The following is a 13772-nucleotide window of genomic DNA, read 5'->3' as shown; positions in this document are numbered from 1 at the left end:
AAGCCCGATTAACTACATCTTCTCAACAATATTCACAATAAAAATCGACTTAAAAGATTGATTTCAAGGTGTCATTAAAGCCAGACCAAGCCCGCTTGACGCGCTGAGTTAACGATAATCGCTCTACATCATCCTGTTCTACAATCGTGTCTTGAGTATCACTCTGACTAAACATCAGCAAACCCGCGACCGTACTATATTGCGAACGGCGTAGCGCCGCCTGATGCTGTTCATCGGCATACACCTGCGTTGGTGGATTACCCAAATGAGCTGACACACCCAAGGTACGGCGTACAAAACTCACCATACCTTCAATATGACTGGCATCACCGGTCAGGACCACACCATGATACAAGCCCTGCATCGCGCCATTTTTCACCAGTTCATCACGCACCAATCCAAGAATTTCGTCATAACGCGCCATGATAATTTCGGTCAGCTCAATCCGGCTGATGGTTTGTGGCCCATCAATCCCCTGGAACTGAATCATATGGTCAGGCTTAACCACTTTCAGGTCTACGCAGCCATACAGCAGTTTCAGGCGTTCAGCTTCTTCGGTCGTGGTCTGCAACACCGCCGCAATATCACGGGTCACATGCTCGCCACCACGCTGGAAGGTATGGGTTAAGGCCAGACGACCATCCACATACACCGCCACATTGGTGGTGCCGGCACCGATATCGACCAGACAGACGCCATATTCTTTTTCATCTTTGAGCAGACTGGCCTCAGCAGTTGCCAGACTTGAGACCACCATTTTTTCCACACCAATATTGGCGCCCTTGAGGGCACGGTCAATATTTTGCATGGTGCTAATCGGCAGCATCATCAGATGATAATGACCAGTCATGCTATGTGCAGACATGCGAATCGGATTCAGCACCCACTCTGATGAGTCATCCAGCTCGAAGCCCAGAGGCACAGCACTGACCAGATAATGGTCTGAAGTCAAATGACTGGCTTTGGCCAACTCCAGTGCACGAACCACTTCGCTGGTGGTAATCGCATGTTCGCTATTGTCGATCGAGGTTCGACCTGAAGCATAAAAGCTTTTTAATTCGGCACTTGGAATAGAAACCCAAGCAGAATGCACCCGACACTCCGCCATATCTTCTGCTTCTTGGACGGCATTTTTAATTGCGGTAATAACTTTATCGAGACTGACAATTTTCCCTTTACTCATGCCTCGGTTACGAGCGGTAGCCATACCAATCACTTGGATATTGTCTGGCGCGTGTACCTTGCCAATCAAAACTGAAACTTTGTGTGTCCCAATGTCAATCGCCACAACCGAGGGAACAGCTTCACTCATTATTCACTACTACCATTACATGTTTGTTAGATTTATGGCTTGAATGCCTCTATTTTTTAAAGCCGATCATTATGGCTTTACTGTTACATTATTCTCAACGCCCGTGTCATCAATGGTTACAATAAAATGCCCATTTACAATTTTAGGCGGAATTGAATTTTTCCACTGTATCGACAATCCATTGCGATAACGCAGGTCGATGGCCGAAATTTTAGACCAGACCGACTTTAAGTCGCTTTGAGACAGATGGCTCAAGCGCTGTAATTTGCTCATGGTCTGATCTTTATCAACAATTATTCTTAAACCCGAATCAAACTGCATAAACCAGGTCATTCGCTCGGTGAGATAGAGTTCTTTTAGACGAATGCCGTGTGGCAAAAATAACTGATTAATTTCATTATAACGACGCATCATGGTTTCTGCATGGCTCGCCGGCCCATGTAGTAACGGTAATGCCTCATAATTCTTGGGTGTGACTTCGGTGAAAATGACACCACTGTCACTCAATAAACGTCCTGTGCCCCAACGTGCAATCGCATGATGTGGCATGATCCGTACCCGAATGCCATTTGGCCATGCTCGGGAAACCACCACCCGATCCACCCAGGACAGCTCCAGGGTACGATCTCGGATCGCTTCCAGATCCGAAGTAAAATAGTTTTCGGTCACAACCGGTGACACATATTGCATGACCTGACGCTGTTCAGCAGCCGAGCGGGTACCTAACACGCCCAGCTCTGCCACTTCGGTATTGGTCATGACTTTATATAAGCCCAATATTCCAAAGGCCAGCACTAGCACTGCAATACACAACAATAACCAGCCACCAAAATTGGACAGCTTTTCTTTGCGTGTCGGCGGCTTGTCGTGAATTGAGGTAATCGCAGCACGTTTACGGCGCATGGAAACAGGAAGTTGAGCCATATTTAGTGTGCCGACCCGGTCAGGGTCTGTTCCAGAATCGCAACACACAGGTCATCAAAACTATAACCGACTGCAGCTGCCGCTTTTGGCACCAAAGAATGACTGGTCATGCCCGGTACGGTATTCACTTCCAGCAGCCAGAAGTTGCCCCGTTCATCCTGCATGGCATCAATCCGGCCCCAACCGCTGGCACCGACTGCCTGAAATGCACGCAGACTCAAGGCTTTTAACTGTTGCTCTTCAGCTTCGGTCAAACCACATGGAATGCCATATTGCACATCGTTACGGTTATATTTGGCTTCATAATCATAGAAAGCAACATCTTGAGGTGGTTCAAGACGAATCACTGGCAGCGCCTGACCATTTAAAACCACAATGGTGAATTCACGGCCGGTAATCCATTGTTCTGCCATCACCACGGCATCATGTTCAGTTGCCTTGGCAATTGCTTCTGCAAAGTCTTCAATTTTTTCAACCTTGCTCATGCCGATACTGGAACCTTCATGTACCGGTTTGATAATCAAAGGCAGGCCTAAAGAATTGACGATATCAGCTGCATCGGAATCTTTGGTAACAATACGATAAGGCGCTGTCGGCAATTCCGAACCCTGCCAGACCTGCTTGGTCTTGACCTTGTCCATGCCGATTGCAGAGCCTTGTACCCCCGTACCGGTATAGGGCACATTTAGCCATTCCAGTACACCCTGAATCTGACCGTCTTCACCACCACGACCATGCAATACAATGAAAGCACGGTCATAATTTACCAGTTCTGTGACACTACGTTGCTGCGGGTCAAAAGCTTCCGCATTGACCCCTGAACGCACTAATGCCTCAAGTACCGCCGTACCACTGTCTAGAGAAACCTCACGCTCTGCAGATTTACCACCAAGCAACACGGCAACTTTTCCGAATTTTGAAGCATTTGACACGTTTATATCCTTAAACTTTTTTCAATCTGGTCAATTCAATTCAGTCATGCAAGATGACTATTTTATATATAAGTGATTTTGCGCAAGTTCAACTGAGATTGCTCCAACATTACCTGCGCCTTGGGTTAATAACAAGTCATTTGCTTGCAATACTTTTCTCATGATCTGATTCAGATTACCGTCCACCGCATCGACCAGAATCGGTTCGACTTCACCCCGCAAACGGATACTGCGGGCTAAAGTACGGCTGTCAGCACCCACAATCGGTTTTTCACCAGCAGGATAAACATCCAGTAATAATAATTGGTCTACACTAGAAAGCACTTCCACGAAGTCATCAAAACAGTCACGGGTACGGCTATAACGATGCGGCTGGAACATCATCACCAGGCGACGATCCGGATGACTCTGACGCGCGGCTTTAATGGTGGCTTCAACTTCTTTCGGATGATGACCATAGTCATCCACCAGTTTCACATTACCACCGTCAATTTCAAACTCGCCCTGAACTTCGAAACGGCGACCTACCCCGCTAAACCCTTCCAGTGCACGGCAGATTGAAGCATCAGACACGCCCTCATCGGTCGCAACACCAATCGCGGCCAAAGCATTCAGGACATTATGCAAGCCCGGCTGATTGACGGTGACACGTAATGGCTCACGGTCTTTACGCAATACGGTAAAATGAGTCTGCATGCCATCCTGATCGACATCGATCGCACGGATGTCATTGTCTTCATTGAAACCATAAGTCAGCACCGGACGCGCAATCCGCGGCATGATTTCACGGATATTGGCATCATCACCGCAGACCACAGCCAAGCCGTAAAATGGCAGCTTTTGCAGGAACTGGATAAAGGTATCTTTCAGCACATCGAAGCTACCGCCATAAGTGTCCATATGGTCGGCATCAATATTGGTGACCACGGCAGCCATCGGTTCCAGATGCAGGAAAGAGGCATCCGATTCATCGGCTTCTGCCACGATATAACGACTGGCACCCAGAGCAGCATTCATGCCGGTACGATTCAGCAAACCACCGATCACGTAGGTTGGATCCATGTTTTCTTCGGCCAGCATACAGGTGATCAGGCTGGTGGTGGTGGTTTTACCATGAGTGCCGGCAACCGCAATACCATGACGGTAACGCATCAGCTCACCCAGCATTTCTGCACGGCGAACCACGGGAATACGACTTTCAATCGCGGTTTTAATTTCCGGGTTTTCCTTGTCAATCGCAGTAGACACCACGATCACATTGGCCCCTTTAATATTATTTGCAGTGTGCCCGATATAAACCTTGATCCCATTTTCTTCCAGCTGCGCCGTGGTATTGGATGCCTTGATATCTGAACCGGAAACTTTATAGCCCTGATTTTTCAATACTTCGGCAATACCACACATGCCTGCACCACCAATGCCCACAAAATGAATGTGTTTGATACGGCGCATTTCCGGCACTTTAATTAATTTTTTCGCTTGTTCAGCTGGGGTTACTGGAGACATAGTTTACTCGAATGATAATTCTTGAATTAAACGGACCACATGTTGAGTCGCATCGGGTTGAGCCTGTCGACGTGCTTTTACCGCCATCTCCATTAATAGCTGGCGATTCAGCATCGGCTCTAATAAGGTTTTTAAACTTTCCGGGGTCATGCTGGCCTGTGGGCAGATTTTTGCTGCATTGATCTTGGCCAGAAAGCCGGCATTGGCAGTCTGGTGATCATCCACCGCACTTGGAAGCGGTACAAAAATCGCAGCTACGCCGGCAGTGGCAATTTCGGTCACCGTCAAAGCTCCGGCACGGCAAATCACCAGATCGGCATCAGAATAGGCTTTGGCCATATCTTCAATAAAGGGCTGGACTTCGACGTGCAGATTTGCCGGAGCATTGGCATAACGTACACGCGTCGCCTCAGCATGGTTTTGACCACACTGATGATAGACATTTAAAGGCACATTGAACTGTTTTAAGGCTTCAGGCACCCGTTCATTTAAGGCCTGCGCCCCCAAAGATCCGCCCACGATTAAAATGCGTAAGGGTAATCCTGCTTTTTCACGCTCCTGATAACGCCAGGACGGATTTAAAATGTCACTAATTTCTTGGCGCACCGGATTGCCCGTGGTCACGATTTTATCCTGTGCGGGAAAGGTGTCCGGAAACGCCTGACACACCATCTTGGCAACACGCGACAATTGGCTATTGGTAAAACCGGCCACCGCATTCTGCTCATGAACCAGCACCGGAATGCCTAGAATACGCGCAGCCAAACCACCCGGCCCTGCCACATAACCACCAAAGCCGGCTACGGCATCGACTTTTAGCTGCTTCATGTATTTCATGGCACTAAAAGTCGCTTTCATGATTTTAAAAGGGGCCAAGGCCTTACGCACAAAACCATTACCACGCACACCCTGAATATCAATTTGATAAATAGGAATATTCTGATTTTTTAATAAACGATTTTCCATGCCTGCAGGCGTAGCCAGCCAAGACACTTCAATCCCTTGTTGTTGTAAATCTTTTGCCACGGCTAACGCTGGAAACACATGTCCACCCGTACCTGCGGCCATCATCATGACATGTTTAGGCTGTTTTTGCTGAGCGTCGGTCACGGTCTAATTCTTCAATTTAAAAAATGGAACAGGAAATCTGATTTAAGTGGTCAATTGTAATCACAATTGTAGGGCCTTGAAAGTTTATTTACTTTATTTCAACAAGGCATTAATTGTTTTTTTCATACGATTTTAAAGTTTAAACTAGTTTTGTTATCAGGCAGGCATTTTTCCTTAGACTTAAGTGACATATAAACACAATTTTAACCCTCTTTCATTTAATCTTTCCCTCACGGTATTTGTTAGATCTATTTGTTTTCCAGGATTTTCTCAACAATTCCTATTCATTCGCCAGTTTAATTGCTCTATTAACTTATGCCTAAATCATATAAATCTTAATAAAATTTTATGTTATCCATATCGCTATATACATTTTTTTAGCTGTATTAGCACATTGATTGAATGGATTAAATCATTATAAATGTCAAAAATATCAATTCATGACCTATGGATTATTTTGGCCGGCTATTTGGCGGCTATTCATGTCGGGAAACTTTCTGCGGTTATTCCCATTTTACAACAGGATTTAGGTCTCAGCTTTACGCAAGCCGGTTTTTCCCTGTCTCTGGTTCAAGGCGCGGGGATGCTGTTTGCCTTGTGTATTGGTGCATTGTCAGAAAAAGTCGGTTTAAAACGCTGCCTGATCTTGGCGTTGATCATTTTAGGCCTCAGCAGTATGGCAGGCCTCTGGATTCAGCATGTCGCGGCGTTGTATTTCTTCCGTTTTACTGAAGGGATCGGATTTTTAACCATCTCCTTATGTGCCCCTGCCATTCTCAAACGTATCAGCCGAGCTGAAACACTCAATTTTAAAATGGGACTCTGGAGTTCCTATATGGGGGTTGGTGTCAGTCTTGCTGTCTTTACCATTCCCATGTTGCTTGAATACCTGAGCTGGCAAAGCATTTGGGCCATTTTAGGGAGTCTCTGTCTGCTCATTGCAGTGATGATTAAACGGTATTTATATCTTGAAGCGGTCACACCGGTACAGCCGAATCACCCGCAAGCCGGCACAGAAAATACCTCCTTCTGGCAAATTATTAAAGTGACCCTGACTCACCCACCGATTTTGTGTTTGGCCATTATTTTTGCCTGTTATACCAGTCAGTGGATAACCGTGACTGGATTCTTGCCTACCCTGTATGTCGAACATGGGATTGACTTAAAAGTCGCAGGGGCTCTGGTCTCGATGGTGGTGCTTGCCAATTTAGGCGGTACCTTTGGCGCAGGTATGTTGCTGCAAGGTGGCTGGAAACCCAAAACCCTGTTAAGCACAGGATTTATCGCCATGCTGTGCAGCAGTTTGCTGGCTTTTGCGGCAAGCTCTTGGCTGTTATTTGAATTACAGCTTGTGAGTGCCGTACTGTTTTCACTCATTGGCGGGATGATTCCGACCACAATTTTTGCGATTACCCTGCGCTATGCACCGCATGCCAATGCCGCAGCCGCCAGTGTCGGTCTGGTTTTACAGGTTTCAGCCTGTGGGCAATTCTTTGTACCTCCTCTGAGTGCGGCACTGGTATCCACGACACAACAATGGGCCCATATCGCGACAGTCACAGCCTGTCTTTCTATCTTAGGAATATTGATGACGCTGCTTTTATTTAAGCGTTATGCTCAATAAAAAAGAGCCTCAGATGAGTAATGCCAGTCAGTTAAGAAATTGACTAGAATTTTCTTTTTTAAATTCATGATCATATTTGACAAGTAGAAAAGTCATCCGCAACTGTTTGAGGCAGGACTAGATTTAAAAATGATTGTTTCTGCGACAAATTTACTAGTCGATGGAGGCTGACGAGTTTTGCGGTGAGGAGTGTTGCTCCGCAAGATGCCTTCCTTGCGAAGCTTCGCTTCTCATTTGGGCGAAACCAAAGTAACAAATTATTTACAAGAATTTGATTTATAACATTAATACTCCGCATTGAATGACTAAAAAATTAAAGAGTCTATTTCTAAACTCCTTAACTGATCAGCATTACCTCAGATGAGGCTCTTTTTCTGTCTGGTTTAAACCTGCTGCGAACGGCCTGCCTCTAATACAGCAAACAGATCATCGGCAATTGAGGTTCCAAACTGGTCATCAATTTCACGAATACAGGTTGGGCTGGTTACATTAATTTCAGTGACATAATTACCAATCACATCCAGTCCTACAAAAACCAGACCTTTTTCTCTAAGATAAGGGCCTACTTTTGCCGCAATGGCGCGGTCATTTTCAGTCAGTGGACGTGCTTCTCCCAGACCGCCTGCCGCCAGATTGCCGCGCACTTCACCATTTTGTGGAATACGGGCCAAGCAATATGGTACTGGCTCGCCATTAATCATCAGGATACGTTTATCGCCTTCGACAATTTCAGGAATATAACGCTGTGCCATAATCGGCTGGGTACCGTTATTGGTCAGCATTTCAATGGTTGAACCAATATTGATGCCATCCTGATACAGGCGGAAAATTCCAGTACCCCCCATGCCATCCAGCGGTTTCACAATCACATCGACCTGTTCTTTGAGAAACTCACGAATCAGGCTTTGCTGCGAAGTCACCAGTGTCGGAACTTGCAGATGCGGGAACTGGGTCGCAACCAGTTTTTCATTACAGTCACGCAGGCTTTGTGGCTTGTTAATAATCCATGCACCTTCGCGTTCTGCCTGCTCCAGAATATAAGTGGTGTAGACAAAATTCATATCAAAAGGTGGATCTTTACGCATTAACACCACATCATAAGCAGCGATGGATTCTTTCTTTTTTTCACCGAGTTCATAATAGTGATCATAGTCTTCAAACACCTGTAGCGGCGCTATCAAACCAAAAGCTTTGCCCTGCTCAATATATAAATCTTGTTGTAATGCATAACCAAGCTCATGCCCACGGCGTGCTGCTGCCCAAAGCATGGCCATGGTCGAGTCTTTCTTCAGGTTTACATTTTCGATGGGATCCATCACAACAAGTACGCGCATGTGTCTCTGCTCTTTTTCAAAAAATGACTTAGCAAGGAGTATAGCTTGTGTGGATTCTTTTGTTTATGGTGATTTTGCATGACTTGTTCTGTATAGATTTTTAGATAAGTACTGAGGCAGATTGAGCTCAAAAGGAGGTTTGCCATGCAACAGGCAATTATCGGTTTTCATTTGGATGAAGAACAGCATTGGGTTGCAGAGCTGGCCTGCGGACATGGCCAGCATGTACGGCATACCCCGCCGTGGCAAAATCGGCCCTGGGTGATGACCGAGCAAGGTCGCAAAGAAAAGCTTGGCATGCTGCTGGATTGTAAAAAATGTGAAAAGTGCGAAACTGAAACCTGAACCTATAAAAGTGTGATGTAGCTGACTAAAAATAATCTCGCACAGGATTTGCTAATTGCAGTCACTGCGTTTATGCTTTTATTGCTCAAACATGCAGCGTATTTTTTCAGGGTGGACTTTGCTCACACGGCTCGTCAAACAAATCTGGTTGGTGATGCTTATGGTTTTTGCCATAGGCTGGAGCAGTGTGTCTATTGCTTCTGCAACAACCATGCATTTGGTCATGTCGTCTGAACAGATGAGCAGCCATTGTCTGGATATGGTAAAAGCCTCCACCTCTCATGCTATGCATGAATCTGCGCATAACTCAGATCAAGACCTGACACAGGCTGACTGTTTTCCGGATATGCCACAGCACTCACAAGACTGTCTGGATTGCAGTACGATGGCCTGTCAAAGCCAGATGAGCGGCTTGCAAATTTCAGTCCCTGAACTGACAGTATTCGACCATCATTCTCTAGAAAGAACCCTCCTCCCAACTTATCATGCCAAACACCTTGCCGGTTATTGGCAGGAAATCCTGCGCCCACCCAAAACTTAATCCTGAATATTCAATTTTTTATTAATTAAGGATTAAGTGATGTTAATTAAAATTCCCCAATGCCTATGTCTGGGCATTTGCCTGATGTCATCGTCTGCAGTTTTTGCAGCTGTTAAAGAATATCATCTGGTCATTGATGAAAGCCCGCTCAATCTCACCGGCAAGACGGTCAAACGGATTACCGTAAACGGAAAATTCCCTGCCCCCTTGCTTGAATTTGAAGAAGGTGATGATGCGGTGATTCATGTGCAAAACAACCTGAAAAATCAAGATACCTCGCTGCACTGGCATGGCCTGCTCCTGCCCGGCCTAATGGATGGTGTCCCTGGATTTAATGGTTTTCAGGGTATCAAACCGAAGCAGTCTTTTACTTATCGTTTCAAGGTTCGTCAAAACGGTACCTATTGGTATCATGCGCATTCCAAAGGTCAGGAACAGGACGGTTTATATGGTGCCTTGGTGATTTATCCCAAAGCACAAACACCGGTGCCTGAGCATGAAAAAACCGAGCGGGATTATGTGGTGATGCTGTCGGATTTTCATGAACAGGGCAGCCAACAGATTCAGAATAATTTAAAAAAATCGGCCGAATATTATCAGAATCAGCGTGAAACCGTGGGCGATGTACTCCAGCAGGTAAAACGTGACGGTCTCAAGGCCACCTGGTCAGATCGCAAAATGTGGAACCAGATGCGCATGTTGAAAACCGACCTGTCTGATGTCAGCGGTTATACCTTTTTAATCAATGGCAAAACCCCGCAACAGAACTGGAGCGGCCAATTTAAACCGAATGAAAAGGTTCGTCTGCGATTCATTAATGCCTCGGCCATGTCGTTTTTCGATGTACGTATTCCCCAGCTTAAAATGACCGTGGTTAGCGCCGATGGACAAGCTGTACAGCCGGTCGCTGTAGATGAATTCCGTATCGGAACTGCTGAAACGTATGATGTGATTGTGGAACCAACTGCACCTCATTACCAGATTGAAGCCGAATCGATCGACCGTTCAGGCTTTGCCATTGGCAGCTTGCACAATGAGGCTGATCCAGCGACACATCCGATTCAATTACCGACGCCACGTCCACGTGCCTTATTGACCATGGAAGATATGGGACATGGCGAACCGCATGACATGTCTCATACCGCACACAGCAGTCAGACCACGAAATCTGCAACAGATACGCCTAAACATGATGAGCATGCCCAGCACGACATGCACGCAGGTCACAGTGCTATACCCAAGACAAATCCGTCTCATCCACCGGTTGAGGGTTGGGTCAATATGTCTACGCCTGCAGGGCATAAAGCATTGCAATATCAAGACCTCAAAGCCCTGACGCCACAAACCGATACCCGAGCCGCAGAACGTGAACTGGTGATTCGTCTGGGTGGAACCATGGAACGTTATATCTGGACCATCAATGGTAAAAAATTCAGTGATGCCGAACCATTGCAGGTGCAATATGGCGAACGGATCCGTTTGAAATTTATCAATGACAGCATGATGGCGCATCCGATGCATTTACATGGCATGTTTATGCAGTTGGAAAATGGTCAATCTGCTGCACAGATGCCAAATAAACACACCGTGATTGTGCCACCTGGAAAAACGCTCACAACCTTATTAACGGCAGATGAACTGGGAGAATGGGCGATTCACTGCCATCTGCTCTATCACATGAGTGCCGGCATGATGAATAAGCTGATTGTGGCACATGTGAATGACGATCAAGCTTCTCATGCTTCGCCGCAACAAATGCCGTCAAAGCCAGCAGTGGATCAAGGAGAAAGCCATGCACATCACTAAGCTCTTTTTAAAATCGGTATTAAGCAGTGCACTGCTCGTGGCGAGTTTCGGTATATTGGCAGCGGATCATCAGGATCATCAGGATCATCAGGATCATCAGGATCATCAGGATCATCAGGATCATCAGGATCATCATCCTAGCAAAACCGCAGTACATCACAGCGCTCCTATTGCAGTGCCGGATCTACGCTCACATACCCAACAAGCTCGATCTTTATCTGATCAAGAATCTGTAGGGCACGAAAAACCTGTTGGCGCTACTGCGGAGCATGACCATCGGAAAGAACATGGTGCACAGATTTATAGCCAAGTCATTCTGGACCAGAAATGGCAAATCAATTCAGCTGGAAATGGCGCTTTTAAATCAGAGAATGAAGCCAGAATTGGTACTGATGAAAACAAGGTTTTTCTCAAGCTGCAGGCAGATAAATCTGAATCGAGTCAGGCTGACTATGCGGCCGAAATCCTGTATAGCCGTAATATTTCCGATTTCTGGGATGTACAAACCGGTTTGCGCTACCGTCAGGAAAATATAAGCCAGCATACAGCTTCCCTACAAAATGAACGTTTCGATGCAGTGCTTGGACTGCATGGCCTGGCCCCTTATTTTTTTGAAACCGATGCCTATCTCTATGTCGGTGAAGATGATTTTGTCGGATTCAAACTGGAAACAGAACGTGACCTGTTGCTGACTCAGAAACTGATTATGCAGCCCTTTATTGAACTGGATATCATTTTCAATGATCAAGCTGCGAGTGCGAAAAAATCTGGTCTGAGTCATGCGACATTAGGATTGGAAACCCGTTATGAGATCAGTAAAAAAGTCATGCCTTATCTGCAGGTTGGCTATGAATATAGCAAAGGAAACAAACAGGCTGTCTGGCAGCAGGCATCCGGCTCTGACCGGGTCTGGATCTATGCTTTAGGACTTAAAATGATGTTTTAAGGACGGATTATCATTTTTAAGATAAAAGGTAAGACCACGACGAAGTATGAAAAACCCATTCATACTTCGTCGGCTGTTATTAAATTGACTCAAGAGAAGGAGGCTGTGTATTGTCCAGAGAAAGCATTGCTACTGCCTGCTCTCTGTTTCTATTCCTCACTCTGTTTATCATTACTTTTGGCAATCAAGGTGCCTAACATAATCATAAAGGTGATTACCCCACCAATCACCAGACTCATCAGCCCAATTTCAAGCATAAAGTCAAGATTCCCGACTTCCCGGTGACCCCAAAGGAAATGCAGACTCTTTCCAAAGATAAAGTTGATGGCATAGATAATCAAAAAACTCATTATGGTCGAAATCAGTAAAGTGACGATCAGGTTTTTCCAGATTTTACAGCCGACTAGCAGGATAATAATCGTTAGGCCTACAACTGCAATAATGGAGATTAATAAAACACAATTCCAGTAATCCATGAGACTCACTCTTATTCTGGTTTTAAATTAAAATTAAGAAATTCTTATAGTTAATTTTTCCATGTGTTTTTAATATAGGGGCCTTTGAATAGCTGAACAATGACCAGAACTATCTTAAACAAGCCAGCTACAAATTTACCCAATGTTATAAAATACATTCACTTAGAAAAATATTGCCGCGTACTGGTTCAGTTTGATTAACATAAAGTAACGTAAGTAAAATGTATGTTTGTTGTTTTGCTTGAGTAAATCTTTTATACAGTCAGTCATACTAAAAAAATTGACCAGCACATATTTAAAAAGAAAGATCCACCCATATTTATAAGAAAAATAAATAATAAATATAAAAAACTTGAATATTTGCTGATTTAGGTTATGCTGTACTCAACTAGAAAAAAGTGTTGTTTAGTTAAACTTCTTTAAGTACCGCAGTGTTATTTTATAATCCTCAGTTTTTTCAGATCTTTATTTCAATTCTTGTTGTTTTTCAAAGTTATCCATAGTCATTTCAATGGCTAAAATTATTAAAAATTTGATAGGTTATATTATGTCTACTACAGTTACCGGTACAGTGAAATGGTTTAACGAAACTAAAGGTTTTGGTTTTATTCAACAAGAATCAGGTCCTGACGTTTTTGCTCATTTTAAAGAAATTAGCAGTTCTGGCTTCAAAACATTGTTTGAAGGCCAACGCGTTTCTTTCAGCGTAGTTGAAGGTCAAAAAGGCCCGAACGCGATCAATATCGTTGCGCTATAATTTAGCCCAGCAATAAAAAAAGCACCTTAAGGCATTGCTGTCCCACAATTTTTCACAAGAGGAAGCTCATTTGTGCTTCCTCTTGTTTTATGGGTATTTTATCGGGTGAAAATAAAGCTTTTAAAGTTCTTCTTTCAAACAAATTCACTTGAATTATTC

The 13772-nt window shown here is 44.8% G+C and carries 13 protein-coding genes; 6 read left to right on the top strand and 7 right to left on the bottom strand.

What is annotated here, in order from left to right; translation table 11 throughout:
- Positions 1 to 49: 49 nt before the first annotated feature.
- The 5 genes from ftsA to murG form a co-directional block, all read right to left on the bottom strand.
- Positions 50 to 1312 (bottom strand): cell division protein FtsA, encoded by a 1263-nt coding sequence (gene ftsA / locus FTT75_RS08455; RefSeq protein ID WP_005095026.1) that lies wholly within the window; start codon positions 1310 to 1312, stop codon positions 50 to 52.
- A gap of 69 nt (positions 1313 to 1381) precedes the next feature.
- Positions 1382 to 2236 carry a cell division protein FtsQ/DivIB gene (locus tag FTT75_RS08450; RefSeq protein WP_180040786.1) on the bottom strand — a complete coding sequence of 285 codons (855 nt, stop codon included), beginning with the start codon at positions 2234 to 2236 and terminating at the stop codon, positions 1382 to 1384.
- Between the two features lie 2 nt (positions 2237 to 2238).
- Positions 2239 to 3168 (bottom strand): D-alanine--D-alanine ligase, encoded by a 930-nt coding sequence (locus FTT75_RS08445; RefSeq protein ID WP_180040782.1) that lies wholly within the window; start codon positions 3166 to 3168, stop codon positions 2239 to 2241.
- 57 nt (positions 3169 to 3225) lie between these two features.
- The gene (murC, locus tag FTT75_RS08440; protein ID WP_180186245.1) at positions 3226 to 4674 is read right to left on the bottom strand and encodes a UDP-N-acetylmuramate--L-alanine ligase; all 1449 of its coding nucleotides are present in this window, start codon (positions 4672 to 4674) and stop codon (positions 3226 to 3228) included.
- 3 nt (positions 4675 to 4677) lie between these two features.
- Positions 4678 to 5784, bottom strand: coding sequence for an undecaprenyldiphospho-muramoylpentapeptide beta-N-acetylglucosaminyltransferase (murG, locus tag FTT75_RS08435; protein ID WP_180186244.1), 1107 nt, complete (start codon positions 5782 to 5784; stop codon positions 4678 to 4680).
- A 421-nt stretch (positions 5785 to 6205) separates the two neighbouring features.
- Between murG and FTT75_RS08430 the strand changes: the two genes are divergently transcribed.
- Positions 6206 to 7408, top strand: coding sequence for a CynX/NimT family MFS transporter (locus FTT75_RS08430; protein WP_180186243.1), 1203 nt, complete (start codon positions 6206 to 6208; stop codon positions 7406 to 7408).
- A gap of 383 nt (positions 7409 to 7791) precedes the next feature.
- Here the strand turns inward: FTT75_RS08430 and gshB are convergent, their stop codons facing one another.
- Entirely contained in the window at positions 7792 to 8742 is a 951-nt protein-coding gene (gshB, locus tag FTT75_RS08425; RefSeq protein WP_180040778.1) for a glutathione synthase, read from the bottom strand.
- Between the two features lie 144 nt (positions 8743 to 8886).
- On the opposite strand from gshB, the gene FTT75_RS08420 reads away from it, so the two are divergent.
- From FTT75_RS08420 to FTT75_RS08405, 4 genes are all read left to right on the top strand, one after another.
- On the top strand, positions 8887 to 9087 hold the full coding sequence (locus FTT75_RS08420) for a DUF3565 domain-containing protein (protein WP_004281307.1): 201 nt from the start codon (positions 8887 to 8889) through the stop codon (positions 9085 to 9087).
- Positions 9088 to 9247: 160 nt separating this feature from the next.
- On the top strand, positions 9248 to 9628 hold the full coding sequence (locus FTT75_RS08415) for a hypothetical protein (RefSeq protein WP_257223537.1): 381 nt from the start codon (positions 9248 to 9250) through the stop codon (positions 9626 to 9628).
- 39 nt (positions 9629 to 9667) lie between these two features.
- On the top strand, positions 9668 to 11434 hold the full coding sequence (locus FTT75_RS08410) for a copper resistance system multicopper oxidase (RefSeq protein WP_100534535.1): 1767 nt from the start codon (positions 9668 to 9670) through the stop codon (positions 11432 to 11434).
- Complete coding sequence (locus FTT75_RS08405) at positions 11421 to 12380, top strand: copper resistance protein B (RefSeq protein WP_180186242.1); 960 nt, start codon at positions 11421 to 11423, stop codon at positions 12378 to 12380. The genes FTT75_RS08410 and FTT75_RS08405 overlap by 14 nt, the downstream gene beginning before the upstream one ends.
- Before the next feature lie 149 nt (positions 12381 to 12529).
- Here the strand turns inward: FTT75_RS08405 and FTT75_RS08400 are convergent, their stop codons facing one another.
- On the bottom strand, positions 12530 to 12856 hold the full coding sequence (locus tag FTT75_RS08400; protein ID WP_005095001.1) for a hypothetical protein: 327 nt from the start codon (positions 12854 to 12856) through the stop codon (positions 12530 to 12532).
- Between the two features lie 547 nt (positions 12857 to 13403).
- Here FTT75_RS08400 and FTT75_RS08395 point away from each other — a divergent pair.
- A complete protein-coding gene (locus FTT75_RS08395; RefSeq protein WP_005094999.1) occupies positions 13404 to 13613 on the top strand; it encodes a cold-shock protein in 210 nt (69 codons plus the stop codon).
- Positions 13614 to 13772: the final 159 nt, after the last annotated feature.

It is taken from the genome of Acinetobacter sp. YH01008 (genome assembly GCF_013420435.1).
In the GTDB taxonomy this organism is placed as follows: Bacteria; Pseudomonadota; Gammaproteobacteria; order Pseudomonadales; family Moraxellaceae; genus Acinetobacter; species Acinetobacter pseudolwoffii.
The sequence above is the reverse complement of the archived record's forward strand: the minus strand, read 5'-3'. Positions and strand labels throughout refer to the sequence as shown.

Excerpts from the sequence above, each read along its gene's own strand:
- ftsA (WP_005095026.1), bottom strand. The coding sequence starts at position 1,312 with ATGAGTGAAGCTGTTCCCTCGGTTGTGGCGATTGACATTGGGACACAC.
- FTT75_RS08450 (WP_180040786.1), bottom strand. The coding sequence starts at position 2,236 with ATGGCTCAACTTCCTGTTTCCATGCGCCGTAAACGTGCTGCGATTACC.
- murC (WP_180186245.1), bottom strand. The coding sequence starts at position 4,674 with ATGTCTCCAGTAACCCCAGCTGAACAAGCGAAAAAATTAATTAAAGTG.
- FTT75_RS08430 (WP_180186243.1), top strand. The coding sequence starts at position 6,206 with ATGTCAAAAATATCAATTCATGACCTATGGATTATTTTGGCCGGCTAT.
- gshB (WP_180040778.1), bottom strand. The coding sequence starts at position 8,742 with ATGCGCGTACTTGTTGTGATGGATCCCATCGAAAATGTAAACCTGAAG.
- FTT75_RS08420 (WP_004281307.1), top strand. The coding sequence starts at position 8,887 with ATGCAACAGGCAATTATCGGTTTTCATTTGGATGAAGAACAGCATTGG.
- FTT75_RS08415 (WP_257223537.1), top strand. The coding sequence starts at position 9,248 with ATGGTTTTTGCCATAGGCTGGAGCAGTGTGTCTATTGCTTCTGCAACA.
- FTT75_RS08410 (WP_100534535.1), top strand. The coding sequence starts at position 9,668 with ATGTTAATTAAAATTCCCCAATGCCTATGTCTGGGCATTTGCCTGATG.
- FTT75_RS08405 (WP_180186242.1), top strand. The coding sequence starts at position 11,421 with ATGCACATCACTAAGCTCTTTTTAAAATCGGTATTAAGCAGTGCACTG.
- FTT75_RS08400 (WP_005095001.1), bottom strand. The coding sequence starts at position 12,856 with ATGGATTACTGGAATTGTGTTTTATTAATCTCCATTATTGCAGTTGTA.
- FTT75_RS08395 (WP_005094999.1), top strand. The coding sequence starts at position 13,404 with ATGTCTACTACAGTTACCGGTACAGTGAAATGGTTTAACGAAACTAAA.